Genomic DNA, 14,256 nt, shown 5'->3' on the forward strand with positions numbered 1-14,256 from the left:
AATGACTGGTTCCCCGGACATCCGGGGAAACCGCCGATCAATCAGACCTCGGGGACGAGGACCAGGCCGGTCCCGGGCGGGAGCGTGACCTCGCCGCCGTCGACCACTGAGCCCTCGGCGAGGCCCGCGCCGGGAGTGGCGAGGGCGACGACGTGGCCGACCAGGTCGGCGTCCTCGCCGAGCGGCACGACCCGCGTCGTGTCGGAGAAGTTGGCGGCGACGACGACCTCGTCGAGGCCCGAGCCGCGCGTCATGACCAGCCACCGCTCGTCGTCGTCGTGGTCGACGTGGACCTTGCGGAGGTCGGGGTCGGTCAGCGCCGGGAGCGTACGCCGCAGCGCGGCCAGCCGGCGGTGGACCGCCAGCAGCGCCGACCCGCGCGGTGAGGCGAGCTCCGCCCAGTCGAGCGTGGAGGCCGCGAACGTGGCGGGGTCCTGCGGGTCGGGCACGGTCGAGACGTCCCAGTCCATCCGGGCGAACTCACCGAGCCGGCCCTCCGACACGGCTCTCCCGAGGTCGGGCTCGGGGTGGCTGGTGAAGAACGCGAAGGGCGTCGACGCGCCCCACTCCTCACCCATGAAGAGCATCGGGGTGAAGGGCGAGGTCAGCGTCACGATGGCGCCGAGCGCGAGCTGGTCGTCGGTGAGCGACTCCGCGAGCCGGTCGCCGCGAGCCCGGTTGCCGACCTGGTCGTGGTTCTGGTCGGCGACGACCAGCCGCCAGCCCGGCACCCGGTCGGTGTCGAGCGGGACGCCGTGGTCGCGGCCGCGGAAGGACGACCACGTCCCGTCGTGGAAGAACCCGCGGCGCAGGACCTTCGCGAGCGCGCCCAGCGGCTCGAAGTCGGCGTAGTAGCCCTCGGTCTCGCCGGTCAGCGCGACGTGGAGGGCGTGGTGGAAGTCGTCGCTCCACTGGGCGTCGAGGCCGCGGCCGCCACCCTCCCGCGGCGTGATCATCACCGGGTCGTTGAGGTCGGACTCGGCGACGAGGAACAGCGGCTTCCCGGTGTGGGCCGCGAGTGCGGCCACCTCGGTCGCCATCTCCTCGAGCAGGTGGGTCTCGGAGGAATCGACCAGCGCGTGCACGGCGTCGAGTCGCAGCCCGTCGACGTGGAAGTCGGTGAACCAGCCGCGCACCGAGTCGAGGATCAGCCGACGCACCTCGTGGGAGCCGTCCTGGTCGAGGTTGACCTGGTCGCCCCAGGGCGTGTCGCCGTCGACGAGGTAGGGCCCGAACATCCCGAGGTAGTTGCCCGAGGGGCCGAGGTGGTTGTGGACGACGTCCTGGACCACGCCGAGGCCGCGCGCGTGGCAGGCGTCGACGAAGCGCTGGTAGGCCGCCGGCCCGCCGTACTCCTCGTGGACGCACGACCAGAGCACGCCGTCGTAGCCCCAGCCGTGGGGTCCGTTGAACGCGTTGACGGGCATCAGCTCGACGAAGCCGACGCCGATGTCGACGAGGTGGTCGAGCCGCTCGATCGCCGCGTCGAGGGTGCCCTCGGACGTGAACGTCCCGAGGTGGAGCTCGTAGAGCACCGACCCGGCGAGGGGCCGGCCGTGCCAGCCCTCGTCGCTCCAGTCGTGGGCCGTCGCGTCGAACGTCCTCGAGCGGCCGTGGACGCCCTCGGGCTGGCGGAGCGAGCGCGGGTCGGGGACGGGGGTGTCGCTGTCGTCGACGAGGTAGCCGTAGTCGACCTCCCTCGATCCCGGGCCGTCCGGGACGTCGCCGACCGGTCGCCACCAGTCGCCGGCGCGGCGCTCCATCTCGACCACGTCGTCGCCGACGGACAGCCGGAGCCGCGTGGCCCGCGGCGCCCAGACGTCGAAGCGGCCCCGGCGCCGCGGCTGCTCGGGCAGCGCCACCAGCAGCGCGACCGGCAGCTCGGTCAGGAGGTCGGCCACGGCCACCGCGCCGTCGCTCGTCACCACCTCGCCGGTCAGCACGTCGCGCCAGCGGCCGGACGGCAGCGCGAGGGTGGTGTCGCCCCACCCGTCACGGCCGGCGAGGCCGTGGGGGAGCCGGGTCACCACCGTCACCGCCCCACCGCGGTCGAACGCGAGAACGTGGTCGGCCGCCTTGCCGGCGGGATCGAGGGCGGCGTACGTCGTGAAGAGGTCGGGCCGGTCGCGCCGCAGCCGCAGCGCCTCGCGCACGACCCGCAGCTTGGGGTGGCCGGGCCGGTCCGCGGCCACGAGCTCGGCGCGCGACGCGAAGTCGACCGGGCGGCGGTTGTCGGGGTCGACGAGGCTGTCGTCCCAGAGCTCGGTGCCCTGGTAGACGTCGGGGACGCCGGGGATCGTCAGGCCGAGCAGCTTGGCGGACAGGGCGTTGACCCGGCCGGCCGCGCAGACCGCCGCCAGTGCCTCGCCGAGGACGGCGCCGACCTCCCGGTCGTCGAAGGCGGCGTCGACGGCCGCGTGCACGGCCTGCTCGTAGTCGTCGTCGGGCGCGGTCCACGTCGTCCGGTCGCCCGCCTCCCGCATCGCCTTCTCGGCGTAGCCGTGGAGTCGGTCGCGCAGCGCGGGGTCCTCCTCGACGTCACCGGGCCACACGCCGAGGACCGCCTGCCAGAGCAGGTTGGCGAACCCGGCGTCGGGGATCGGCGCGAGCGACTGGAGACGGTCGACGGTCCGCGCCCAGGCGTCGGGGGCCTCCGCCAGGACCGAGATCCGGGACCGGACGTCCTCGCCGCGCTTGGTGTCGTGGGTCGAGGCCGCGGTCATCGCGGTGGGCCGCTCGGCCTGACGGACGGCCATCGCGGCGTGGAAGTCGGCCGGCGACACCGAGAAGACCGACGGGTCGCCGCCGACCTCGTTGAGCGAGGTCAACCGCGACCAGCGGTAGAAGGACTGGTCCTCGACCCCCTTGGCCATGACCATGCCGCTGGTCTGCTGGAAGCGCTGGGTCGCGTCGGCCGCCCCGTCGTGGAGGACGGGCGAGATGTCGTCGAGGAGGTCGGCGAGGTCGGGCCGGTGGTCGCGGGCCGCGACGAACGCGGCCTCGAGGTGGTCACGACCCTCGGGCAGGTAGGAGCGGTAGACCGGCATGCAGGCGAGCAGCTCGGCCACGACATCGGTGAGGTCGTCGGCGTCGTGGTCGACGTGGGCGGCGAGCTCGCGGGCGATGCGCCGCGTCTCGGCCAGCAGCGACCCGTCGGCGACCGCGCGCTTGGCGTCGTGGACCATCGCGTGCCAGTCGACCGGCGCGCCGCGCAGCCGGTCCTCCAGCTCCCCGAGCGGTACGGCGCCGGCCGGGTCGACCAGCACCCGGTCGACGAGCGCCATCGCGTCGTAGCCGGTGGTGCCGGCCGTCGCCCAGCCGTCGGGCAGGCGCTCACCGGGCTCCAGGATCTTCTCGACCAGGACGTAGGCGTCGCCGGTCAGCTCGGCGAGGTCGTCGAGGTACTTCACCGGGTCGCGCAGCCCGTCGGGGTGGTCGATGCGGAGGCCGTCGACCAGCTCCTCGGAGAACCAGCGAGCGATCTCCTCGTGGGAGCGGCCGAACCACTCGGGGTCCTCGACCCGGATCGCGGCGAGGGTGTTGACGGTGAAGAACCGCCGGTAGTTGAGCTCGCTGTCGGCGCGGCGCCACGACACCAGCTCGTAGTGCTGCCGGGCGTGGACCGCGTCGGCGTCGGTGTCGTCCGGGCCCGTCGTTCCGGGGGCGATCGGGAACCGCTGGTCGTGGTAGTGGAGCTCGCCGGCGAGCAGCCGGAGGTTGCGGATCCGTCCCGTGTCGGGGTCGAGGTCGTCGTCACCGACGACCGGCACGAGCAGCCGGTCGTCGTTCGCCTCCCAGTCGATGTCGAAAGCGGCGGCGTAGGGCGACTCCCGGCCGTGGGTGAGGACGTGCCACCACCAGTCGTTCTCCCAGGGCCGGGCGATGCCGACGTGGTTGGGGACGACGTCGACGATCACGCCCATGCCGAGACGCTTCGCCTCGCTCGAGAGGGCCGACAGGCCGGACCCACGGCCGCGGGAGGCGTCGATGGCCGAGTGGTCGGCGACGTCGTAGCCGTGGTCGCTGCCCGACTCGCTGGCCAGCACCGGCGAGAGGTAGACCCAGTCGACGCCGAGGTCGTGGAGGTAGGCCAGCGTGCGCGCCGCCTCGAGCAGGTCGAAGTCCTCGGTGACCTGGAGCCGGTAGGTGCTCGCCGGGACCCGTGGCGGTCGCTCGTTCACGCTGACCCGTCCCGCTCAGCTGCTGCTCGAGGAGCTCTGGGCCTTCAGCGAGGCCGCCACCGAGCTGTCGGGGGCCGCGCCGACGTCGATGTGCTCGCGCAGCACCAGCACGCTGCGGCCGGCCAGGGTGAGGGTCTCGCCGGCCGGGTGGGCGACGGTGCGGTCGACGACGTCACCGGTGTCGATCGCGACGTCCCACGCGGCGGCGTACTCCTCCGGCGGGAGGGTCAGCTCGACGTCGTCGGCGCCGGCGTTGAACCACAGCAGGAAGTGGTCGTCCACGACCGGGTTGCCGGTGGCGTCGGGCCCGGCGATCCCGTGGCCGTTGAGGTACATGCCGATCGCGGCGTGGCCGTTGTGCCAGTCGTCGCCCTCCATCGGGTCGGCGTCGAGGTCGAGCCAGACGATGTCGTTGAGGCGCTTTGTTGGATTGTCACTGTCGCCGGTTCGTGCCGTTGTTCCGGTGAAGAACCGCTTGCGCCGGAAGGTCGGGTGCTCGCGACGCAGCTTCGCGACGGCTGCGGTGAACTCGACCAGCGGCTGGTCGACCCGGTCCCAGTGGACCCAGGAGATCTCGGAGTCCTGGGCGTAGGTGTTGTTGTTGCCGTCCTGGGTGCGGCCGAGCTCGTCGCCGTGGAGGATCATCGGCACGCCCTGGCTCAGCAGGAGCGTGGTGATGAAGTTGCGCTGGGCGCGCGCCCGCAGCTCGAGGATCTCGGGGTCGTCGGTCTGCCCCTCGGCGCCGTGGTTCCAGGAGCGGTTGTGGCTCTCGCCGTCGTTGCCGTCCTCGCCGTTGGCGTCGTTGTGCTTCTCGTTGTAGGAGACGAGGTCGCGCAGCGTGAAGCCGTCGTGGGCGGTCACGAAGTTGATCGAGGCGAAGGGGCGCCGGCCGGAGTGCTCGTAGTAGTCCGACGAGCCGGACAGCCGTGAGGCGAAGTCGCCGAGGCTCGGCTCGCCCCGCCAGAAGTCGCGCACGGTGTCGCGGTAGGCCCCGTTCCACTCGGTCCACAGCGGCGGGAACCCGCCGACCTGGTAGCCGCCCGGGCCGATGTCCCACGGCTCGGCGATCAGCTTCACCCGGCTGACGACGGGGTCCTGCTGAACCATCTCGAAGAAGGTCGCGAGCTTGTCGACGTCGTAGAACTCGCGCGCCAGCGTTGCCGCCAGGTCGAACCGGAAGCCGTCGACGTGCATCTCGGTCACCCAGTAGCGCAGCGAGTCCATGATCAGCTGGAGCGAGTGGGGCTGGCGCACGTTGAGGCTGTTGCCCGTGCCCGTGTAGTCCATGTAGTAGCGCTGGTCGTCCTCGACCAGGCGGTAGTAGGCCGGGTTGTCGATGCCCTTGAAGCTCAGCGTCGGGCCGAGGTGGTTGCCCTCGGCCGTGTGGTTGTAGACCACGTCGAGGATGACCTCGATGTCGGCGGCGTGCATCGCCTTCACCATCGACTTGAACTCCTGCACCTGCCCGCCCTCGGTCGACGCGGCGTACTCCGCGTGGGGGGCGAAGAAGGCCAGGGTGTTGTAGCCCCAGTAGTTGCGCAGGCCCTTCTCGAGCAACGTCGAGTCCTGGATGAACTGGTGGACCGGCATCAGCTCGATCGCGGTCACGCCGAGCCGCTGGAGGTGGCCGACGACCGACGGGTGGGCGAGGCCGGCGTAGGTGCCGCGGTGCTCCTCCGGGACGTCGGGGTGGAGCTGGGTGAGGCCCTTGACGTGGGCCTCGTAGATGACGGTGTCGGTGTAGGGCGTGCCGGGACGGCGGTCGCCCTCCCAGTCGAAGTAGGGGTTGATGACCACGCCGAGGGTCATGTGGGTCGAGGAGTCGGCGTCGTTGCGACTGTCGGGGTCGCCGAACTTGTAGCCGAAGAGCGACTCGTCCCAGTCGATCTCGCCCTGGGTCGCCTTCGCGTAGGGGTCGAGCAGCAGCTTGTTCGGGTTGCAGCGCAGCCCGCGCTCGGGTTCGTAGGGGCCGTGGACGCGGTAGCCGTAGAGCTGCCCCGGCTGGACGGACGGCAGGTAGGCGTGCCAGACGTGGGCGTCGACCTCCGTCAGCTCGACCCGCTGCTCCTCCAGCGCGCCGCCACGACCCTCGGTGAACAGGCACAGCTCGACCTTCTCGGCGACCTCGCTGAACAGTGCGAAGTTGGTGCCGCGACCGTCGTAGGTCGCCCCCAGCGGGTAGGCGTTGCCCGGCCAGACCTCCACGGGTCTCCTCCCTGGGTGCCACGAAGTGTTGGAACGTTCCAGACCCTATCCGGGCCACCCGACCCCCGGCGGTCGAACCATGAGGCTACGCCGGGAGGGTGACGGTGACCTTCGTACCCCGCCCCAAGGCGGAGTCGAGGTCGATCCGGCCCTCGTGGCGGGCCACGATCCGCGCGACGATCGCCAGGCCGAGCCCGGTCCCGGGCCGCCGCAGGGCGTCGGGGTTGGTCGAGCGGAAGAACTCGGTGAAGAGCCGGCGCTGGTCCTCCTCGGAGATGCCGAGGCCCTGGTCGGTCACGGTCAGCACGACCTCGTCCCCCCGGCGTTCCGCGGCGGCCGTGACCGTGCCGCCGGCGACGGAGTACTTCACCGCGTTGCTGACCAGGTTGGCCACGAGCCGCCGCAGCTCCTCGGGGTCGCCCGCCACCTCCGCGTCGTACGCCGCCACGCGGATCGTGAGCCCCGCGGCCGAGGCCGCCGGGGACTCGTCGTCCGCGGCCTCCTCGACCAGGGCGGCGAGGTCGACCCGCACCCGCTCGAGCGGGGTGTCGGGGTTGCCCATCCGGCTGAGCATCAACAGGTCGTCGACGACGGTGGAGAGCCGGTCCGCGCCCCGGGTCATGGCGGTGATCGAGGTGCGCGCGGCGGCGGGCAGGTCGGGCAGCGACTCGATCATCTCGACGTGGCCCATGATCACGCCGAGCGGGTTCTTCAGCTCGTGGGAGACGGTCGCGACCAGCTCGGCGCGATAGCGGTCGAGGCGCTGCAGCTCGGCCATCAGCTCCTGCTCGCGCTCGTGGGCCCGGTTCTGGAGGATCGCCCGGCCGAGGTCGTGGGCGACGTCGAGAGCCGCCCAGCCGTCGTTCTCGGTCCAGCGCGCCCGGCCGAGGTCGCGCGCGAGCAGCATCAGTCCCAGCGGGTCAGGCCCCGCGCCGATCGGCACCAGCACCAGCTCGCCGGCGCCGTGGCGGGCGAGGTGGGCGGTCAGGTCGGGACGCCGCGTCCGGTCCAGGGCGTCGTCGCCCCAGACCCGGCCCGGCTCGACGACGACGACCGTCTGGTCCGCCCACGCCCGCAGCGCGGCGGCCGCCGCCGCGGCGCCGAGGTCGGGGCCGAGGTGGGCGGGTCCGGTCCCGTGGTCGCTCGGGGTCCCGAAGACCTCGATGACCAGGTCGTCGGCCCGGAAGCCGGCCAGCAGGTGGCCGTGGGTCCGGCGCAGCAGGTCGGGCAGGCCCGCCCGGCTCGACGTCGCGCGGACGACCTCGCGGGCCGTGGCGACCAGCCGCAGCTGCTGGGAGAGCTCCTCGCGCTCCAGCGACGACAGCACGGCCCGGAGCACCAGCTGCATCTCCTCCGCGAGGGCGCGCAGCCGCGCGGGGCTCGGTCGGTCGCCGTCGAGCGGCACGTCGAGGTAGACCAGTGCGCGCAGGTGGCCGCGGTCGTCGACGACGCGGGCGACGAGCATGTCGAGGGCGTGCCAGCGGGTCGGGTCGTGGGTGTCCGGCAGGTCCGGCACCCACGAGTAGTCGGTCAGCCCCCGGGCCGCGGCGGGGGTCAGCCACTCGTGCGCGATGAACGTCCACGCGCCGTACTCGGCCCCGAGCGCGAGCGCCGGCTTCATCGCGGTCAGCGGCGACGCCTGGCGCAGCAGGGCCTCCTCGCCGTCGTCGCTCCCGGCGACCGCGACGATCTCGAGGACGTCGTCGGCGCGCAGGACCTCGACCGCGCACACCTCGAAGCCGGCGCGTCGCCGCGCGTCGTCGGCGATGAGCCGGAGCGCGGCGCGCGCCTCGTCGCCACCCCAGCCGTCCTCCCGCGGGCGCGGGGCCGGCTCGGGCGAGAGCTGCTCGGCCATGGCCACACCCTCTCAGCCGGTCGGCCGGCGCGAGGACGTTCCGGACAAGTCGTGGCTCGAAGTTGACTGGCCAGTAACATGTGCGCCATGGAGCGCACGATCTACGACGAGGACCACGAGGCATTCCGGAGCTCGGTCAAGGAGTTCCTCGACCGCGAGGTGGTCCCCCACCTCGACGAGCACGCCACCTCCCACGGCCTGCCCCGCGACTTCTGGCTCGCCGCCGGCAAGCAGGGGTTCCTCGGCCTCGAGGTCCCCGAGCAGTACGGCGGCATGGAGGCCGGCGACTACCGCTTCAACGCGGTGCTCACCGAGGAGCTGGCGAAGGTCAACATGACCCTGCCGAGCTGCGTCGGCATCCACGCCGACATCGTGGCGCCCTACCTGGTCCACCTGACCAACGACGAGCAGAAGGAGCGGTGGCTGCCGCAGTTCTGCTCCGGTGAGCTGCTGACCGCGATCGGCATGACCGAGCCGTCGGGCGGGTCCGACCTGGCCGCGCTGAAGACGACGGCGGTCCGCGACGGCGACGACTGGGTCATCAACGGCTCCAAGACCTTCATCACCAACGGCGGCTCCGCCGACCTCGTCGTGGTGGCGGCGCGCACGGCGCCGGAGAAGAAGGCGAAGGGCATCTCGTTGTTCGGCGTCCCCAGCTCGGCCGCCGGCTATTCCGTCGGCCGGGTGCTCGACAAGGTCGGCCAGGACGAGTCAGACACCGCCGAACTCGCCTTCGAGGACGTCCGGGTCAGCAACGACGACCTGATCGGCGAGCTCGACACCGGCTTCATCTCGATGATGACCTTCCTCCCGCAGGAGCGGCTCGGCTCGGCGATCACCAACCTCGCCCACGCCGCCCAGATCCTCGACGAGACGATCACCTACGCCAAGGAGCGCAAGGCGTTCGGCGTCCCGATCGGCTCCTTCCAGAACACCCAGTTCCTGCTCGCCGACCTCGTCACCCAGGTCGAGGTGACCCAGGCCTTCGTCGACCAGTGCGTCATGGCCCACACCGCCGGCAAGCTCTCGGCTGTCGATGCGGCCAAGGCGAAGTGGTGGACCTCCCAGGTCCAGAACGAGGTCCTCGACCACTGCGTCCAGGTCTTCGGCGGCTACGGCTACATGAACGAGTACCGCGTCGCCCGCGCCTGGCGCGACGCCCGCGTCACCAAGATCTGGGCCGGGTCCAACGAGATCATGAAGATGCTGATCGCGCGCGACCTCGGGCTGTGAGGGGAGCCTGACCTTCGTTGCGGGGGCGCCGTACGCCGTCGACGATGGAGGCGTGACCACGGATGCGACCGACCCGACCCTCGAGCCGCTCGAGGCCGGGCCCCACGACGACGAGCCCCACTCCGGCAGCATCAGCAACCGGCTGAACTGGCTGCGCGCCGGCGTGCTCGGCGCCAACGACGGCATCGTCTCGACCGCCGGCATCGTCATGGGCGTCGCAGGAGCGACGTCCGACTCCGGCACCATCGCACTCGCGGGAACGGCGGGGCTCGTCGCGGGTGCGCTGTCGATGGCCGCGGGGGAGTACGTCTCGGTCAGCACCCAGCGTGACTCCGAGGAGGCGCTGCTCGCCAAGGAGCGGCGCGAGCTGGCCGAGGAGCCGGAGGAGGAGCTCGCCGAGCTGGCGGGGATCTACGTCGGGAAGGGCCTGAGCGAGGAGCTCGCGATGCAGGTCGCCCGCGAGCTGACCGACCACGACGCGCTCGGCGCCCACGCCGAGGTCGAGCTCGGCATCGATCCCGACGAGCTCACCAATCCGTGGCACGCCGCCTGGGCGTCGATGTTGGCCTTCACGGTCGGTGCGTTGCTGCCGCTGCTCGTGATCGTGCTGACGCCGGCCGACCTGCGGATCTGGCTGACGGTCGCGTCCGTGGTCGTCGCGCTGGCCTTCACCGGCTGGACCAGCGCCAAGCTCGGCTACGGCGCCACGGTCCCCGCCGTCGTCCGCAACGTCGCGGGCGGCGCCTTCGCCATGGCGGTCACCTACGCCGTCGGCGCCCTGCTCGGCACCCACGTCGCCTGACCCCCGGGTCGGTCAGAACGGCACCCGCGTGGCGAGCAGCCCACGACCGTCGGCGCGGCCGGAGAGGATCCGGCAGAAGTCGACCGCGTCGAGCTCGAGGTGCTCTCCGCCGGTGCCGACCTGCCAGTGGCCCCCGGCCGGCCCGGTCAGCGTGAGGGCGAAGGGACGACCGTGGCGCAGGCCCCACTCGGTGACCACGTCGTCGACGATCCGGCCGTCGTGGTCGGCCGTGAGCACCAGCTCCCTGCCCGTGGCCCGGCAGATGTCCCCCCGGTGCGTCCACGGGTCCCGGGTGAGGATGGTGTCGACGAGGTAGCCCACCCGCCACTTCTCCCTCGACCCGACGCTGTCGTCGCTGAAGGTGGCCGCGCGTATCGCTTTCGGGAAGCCCCGGCGGCCGCGGACGGCCGCCGCTCCCGTCGTACGCATCACGGCGGCCACCTCGGGGTCGGGCAGGTCGGCGTGCTCGCGCACCTGGAGGTCGGTGAGCTCGTCGATCTGTGCTCTCCCCGAACGACGGGCCGCGAGTGCGGCGCGTGCCAGCTGGCGCGCTGCCTCCGGCACCCGGGTCACCATCTGTGCCATGCCCACGCAGTGCCCGGCCATCTGGCGGACGTCCCACGCGGGGCACTCCGTGGGGCGGCGCCACTCGTCGGCTGACAGCTCGGCCAGCAGGTCGGCGAGACGGGCGTACTCCTCGCCGGCGAGGACCATCGCGGTGTCGCGGTCGAGGGCGCTGGCCCACGGTCCGGGACGCCGGGGAACGGCGGGGCGCTGGATCGGCGCGGTGCTCATGAGTTCTCCTCCTCTGCTCGGTGGGTGGTCCCGAGAGGAAGCCCGACGTGGTCGGCGTACATCTCGACCGCACGGTCGAGCAGGAGCCGGTAGCGTCCCCCGCCGGGGTCGTTGGCCAGCTGCGAAGCGACCAGGCCGCCGACCAGGGCCACCCACAGGTCCATGGCGGCCGCGTCGGTGATGCCCATCTCCTCCATCTCCTCGCGGAGGATCTCGATCACGGCCAGCGAGGGCGCGTAGGACTCCGCGCTCGGCTCGAACCCGGGGACCAGGCGCTGGTTGAGCAGCTGGAACCACGCCGGGTCGGCCACGCTGTAGTCGAAGTACTGGTGAGCGATGGCGCGGAGCCGCGCCCGGGGCTCGGGGGGCAGCGACGGTCGCGTCGCGCGGCACGCCTCGAGGTAGGCGGCCCACCCCTGTCCGAACATCGCGTCGTAGATCGCGTGCTTGGACGCGAAGTGCGAGTAGAGCGAGGGGGGACGCATCCCCACCCTCTCCGCGACGTCGCGGAGAGTCAGCTGAGCCACGCCCTGCTCGCGTGCGGCGTCCCATGCGGCGGCCAGGATCTCGCGCTGGGTGGCCTCGCGTCGGGCGGCGATCCGACTGCTCGTAGGAGTTCCTAACACCGTTAGGACTTTCCTCCGCGGGGGCAGGCGCGGTCAATCGTGGGCTAGGCCGCCCGGCCCGGGACCACGTCGCCCGACGTCACCCCCGGGCGCGTGCGGTCGAGTCCCGCAGCACCAGCTCGGGCTTGTAGAGGTATTCCCGCGAGGGAACCGGCTGGCCGTCGATCGCGTCGACGAGGGCGGAGACGGCCGCGCCGGCCATCGCCTGCACCGGCTGCCGCACGGTGGTGAGCGGCGGGTCGAGGAACTGGATCAGCCGCGAGTCGTCGAAGCCGACGACCGAGACGTCACCCGGGACGTCGTGCCCGAGCTCGCGGGCAGCGCGTACGGCGCCCAGGGCCATCAGGTCGGAGCCGCAGACGACCGCGGTCGCCCCCTGCTCGAGGAGCTGTCGGGCGGCCGCGGCGCCGCCCTCGACGGTGAAGAGCCCCTCGGCGGTCCACGTCGCCGCCTCGGAGGCGTCGAGGCCCAGGACGTCGCCCAACGCCGCGACGAACCCCGCCTTCTTGCGGGCCGCCGGGACGTAGCGGCCGGGGCCGATGGCCAGGCCGATCCGGGTGTGGCCGAGCTGGGCGAGGTGGCGGACCGCGACCGCCATCGCGTCGTGGTCGTCGGTGGAGAAGAAGGGGGCGTCGATGCCCGGGGCGTAGCCGTTGACGAAGACGACGGGCAGCCGCCGGTCGACGAGCGTGCGGTAGCGGTCGTGGTCGGCGCCGCTGTCGGCATGGCGGCCGGAGACGAAGAGGATCCCGGCGACGCCGTGGTCGAGCAGCGACTCGACGTACTCGTCCTCGGAGATGCCGCCCGGTGACTGGGTGCACAGCACCGGCGTGAAGCGGCGGCCGGCCAGGGCGTCGTCGATGACCTGCGCGAACGCGGGGAAGATCGGGTTCTCGAGCTCGGGCACCACGAGCCCGACGAGACCCGCGCTGCGGCGCCGCAGCCGGCTCGGTCGTTCGTAGCCGAGCACGTCGAGCGCGGTGAGGACGGCGCCGCGCGCGGAGTCGCTCACGCCGGGCTTGTCGTTGAGGACCCGGCTGACCGTCGCCTCGCTGACGCCTGCGTGTGCGGCGATCTCGGCCAGGGTTGCCATGAGCGTATGAAAGCGTGTCCGCAAGGTGATTGCAAGGACTTCCATTTCTTGCAAGGCCCTTGCTATGGTCCCGCGGAGCACCGCCCAGTGAGGCGGTCGTCACACCACCTGAATCCCCGAACGGAGCTCCCCATGCGCCGCCTTCTCCCCGCGATCGCCGGCACCGCCGCGCTCGCCCTGACCCTCGCCGCGTGCGGCAGCGACGGTGGCGACACCGACAGCGACGCCGCCCCCCAGTCCGACACCGCGCCCGCCGACCTCGAAGCCGAGCTGACCTGGTGGGACACCTCCGACCCGACCAACGAGGGTCCCGCGTTCGACGCACTCATCGAGCAGTTCAACGAGGAGTACCCGAACGTCACCATCAACCACGAGGCCGTGCCGTTCGACGAGGCGCAGAACAAGTTCAAGACCGCGGCGCAGTCCGGTTCGGGTGCCCCCGACATCCTGCGCGCCGAGGTCGCCTGGGTCCCGGAGTTCGCCTCGCTCGGCTACCTCTACGCCCTCGACGGCACCCCCCTCCTCGAGGACACCAACTTCCTCGAGACCCCGCTGTCCTCCAACGTCTACGACGGCAAGACCTACGGCGTCCCGCAGGTCACCGACACCCTCGGCCTGATGTACAACAAGGCGCTCTTCGAGAAGGCCGGCATCGACGCCCCGCCCGCCACGTGGGACGAGGTCACCGAGGCCAGCGCCAAGCTCGAGAAGATCGGGGTCGACGGGCTCTACATCAACTCCGGCGGCTACTTCCTGCTCCCGTTCATCTACGGCGCCGGCGGCGACCTGGTCGACACCGACGCCCAGAAGATCACCGTCAACAGCCCCGAGAACGTCGACGGCATCTCCACCGCGCAGGACCTCGTCAAGAGCGGGGCGGCCGTCAAGCCGGACGCCAACGACTCCTACGGCACGATGATGACCCTCTTCAAGGAGGGCAAGGTCGGCATGATCATCAACGGTCCCTGGGAGACCGCCAACGTCTCCTCCGACAAGAAGTTCGGCGGCTTCGAGAACCTCGGTGTCGCCCCCGTGCCCGCCGGTGACGGCGGCCAGGGTGCCCCGGTCGGTGGCCACAACTACGTCATCTACTCCGGCATGGACGAGGAGAAGGCCGACGCAGCCATCGCCTTCGTGCAGTTCATGACCAGCCCCGAGTCGATGGCCTTCATGGCCGACGAGCTGGGTCTGCTGCCGGCCAACGCCGACGCCTACGACGAGCTCGAGGGCAACGACAAGGTCGCTGCCTGGGAGCCGGCCCTCGAGGTCGCCCAGCCGCGTCCGTGGATCCCCGAGGGCGGCCTGTTCTTCGCCCCCCTCGACCAGATGGCCACCGAGGTCCTCGTCCAGGGCAAGGACGTCCAGGGTTCGCTCGACACCGCCGCCCAGACGTTCAAGAGCGACGTGGTCCCGGACTACTCCGAGTGACCTCCCGGTCGGGGGGGGGGCCGGTGCCCGACCCCGAC

The 14,256-nt window shown here is 72.0% G+C and carries 9 protein-coding genes; 3 read left to right on the forward strand and 6 right to left on the reverse strand.

Features of this window, described 5'->3' with window-relative positions; genetic code table 11:
- Positions 1 to 41 precede the first annotated feature (41 nt).
- From treY to ABD091_RS10805, 3 genes are all read right to left on the reverse strand, one after another.
- Positions 42 to 4,181 (reverse strand): malto-oligosyltrehalose synthase, encoded by a 4,140-nt coding sequence (gene treY, locus ABD091_RS10795; RefSeq protein WP_343918232.1) that lies wholly within the window; start codon positions 4,179 to 4,181, stop codon positions 42 to 44.
- A gap of 15 nt (positions 4,182 to 4,196) precedes the next feature.
- Positions 4,197 to 6,386, reverse strand: a complete 2,190-nt coding sequence (gene glgX, locus ABD091_RS10800) for a glycogen debranching protein GlgX (protein ID WP_343918234.1) — start codon at positions 6,384 to 6,386, stop codon at positions 4,197 to 4,199.
- Positions 6,387 to 6,471: 85 nt separating this feature from the next.
- Positions 6,472 to 8,241 carry a sensor histidine kinase gene (locus ABD091_RS10805; RefSeq protein ID WP_343918236.1) on the reverse strand — a complete coding sequence of 590 codons (1,770 nt, stop codon included), beginning with the start codon at positions 8,239 to 8,241 and terminating at the stop codon, positions 6,472 to 6,474.
- 87 nt (positions 8,242 to 8,328) lie between these two features.
- Here ABD091_RS10805 and ABD091_RS10810 point away from each other — a divergent pair, with 87 nt between their 5' ends.
- Both ABD091_RS10810 and ABD091_RS10815 read left to right on the forward strand, forming a co-directional pair.
- A complete protein-coding gene (locus ABD091_RS10810; RefSeq protein WP_343918238.1) occupies positions 8,329 to 9,474 on the forward strand; it encodes an acyl-CoA dehydrogenase family protein in 1,146 nt (381 codons plus the stop codon).
- Positions 9,475 to 9,526: 52 nt separating this feature from the next.
- Positions 9,527 to 10,276, forward strand: coding sequence for a VIT1/CCC1 transporter family protein (locus ABD091_RS10815; protein WP_343918240.1), 750 nt, complete (start codon positions 9,527 to 9,529; stop codon positions 10,274 to 10,276).
- A 12-nt stretch (positions 10,277 to 10,288) separates the two neighbouring features.
- Here the strand turns inward: ABD091_RS10815 and ABD091_RS10820 are convergent, their stop codons facing one another.
- From ABD091_RS10820 to ABD091_RS10830, 3 genes are all read right to left on the reverse strand, one after another.
- Positions 10,289 to 11,071 (reverse strand): maleylpyruvate isomerase family mycothiol-dependent enzyme, encoded by a 783-nt coding sequence (locus ABD091_RS10820; RefSeq protein WP_343918242.1) that lies wholly within the window; start codon positions 11,069 to 11,071, stop codon positions 10,289 to 10,291.
- Positions 11,068 to 11,697: a TetR/AcrR family transcriptional regulator gene (locus ABD091_RS10825; protein ID WP_343918244.1), complete on the reverse strand. Its 630-nt coding sequence runs from the start codon at positions 11,695 to 11,697 to the stop codon at positions 11,068 to 11,070. Before ABD091_RS10825 ends, ABD091_RS10820 begins: the two co-directional genes overlap by 4 nt.
- A gap of 79 nt (positions 11,698 to 11,776) precedes the next feature.
- The gene (locus ABD091_RS10830; protein WP_343918246.1) at positions 11,777 to 12,790 is read right to left on the reverse strand and encodes a LacI family DNA-binding transcriptional regulator; all 1,014 of its coding nucleotides are present in this window, start codon (positions 12,788 to 12,790) and stop codon (positions 11,777 to 11,779) included.
- Between the two features lie 132 nt (positions 12,791 to 12,922).
- Here ABD091_RS10830 and ABD091_RS10835 point away from each other — a divergent pair, with 132 nt between their 5' ends.
- On the forward strand, positions 12,923 to 14,218 hold the full coding sequence (locus ABD091_RS10835; protein WP_343918248.1) for an extracellular solute-binding protein: 1,296 nt from the start codon (positions 12,923 to 12,925) through the stop codon (positions 14,216 to 14,218).
- Positions 14,219 to 14,256: the final 38 nt, after the last annotated feature.

Origin of the sequence: Nocardioides aestuarii, from assembly GCF_039527245.1 — a bacterium.
Classification (GTDB): domain Bacteria; phylum Actinomycetota; class Actinomycetes; order Propionibacteriales; family Nocardioidaceae; genus Nocardioides; species Nocardioides aestuarii.

Excerpts from the sequence above, each read along its gene's own strand:
- ABD091_RS10835 (WP_343918248.1), top strand. The coding sequence starts at position 12,923 with ATGCGCCGCCTTCTCCCCGCGATCGCCGGCACCGCCGCGCTCGCCCTG.
- ABD091_RS10810 (WP_343918238.1), top strand. The coding sequence starts at position 8,329 with ATGGAGCGCACGATCTACGACGAGGACCACGAGGCATTCCGGAGCTCG.
- ABD091_RS10805 (WP_343918236.1), bottom strand. The coding sequence starts at position 8,241 with ATGGCCGAGCAGCTCTCGCCCGAGCCGGCCCCGCGCCCGCGGGAGGAC.
- ABD091_RS10820 (WP_343918242.1), bottom strand. The coding sequence starts at position 11,071 with ATGAGCACCGCGCCGATCCAGCGCCCCGCCGTTCCCCGGCGTCCCGGA.
- ABD091_RS10830 (WP_343918246.1), bottom strand. The coding sequence starts at position 12,790 with ATGGCAACCCTGGCCGAGATCGCCGCACACGCAGGCGTCAGCGAGGCG.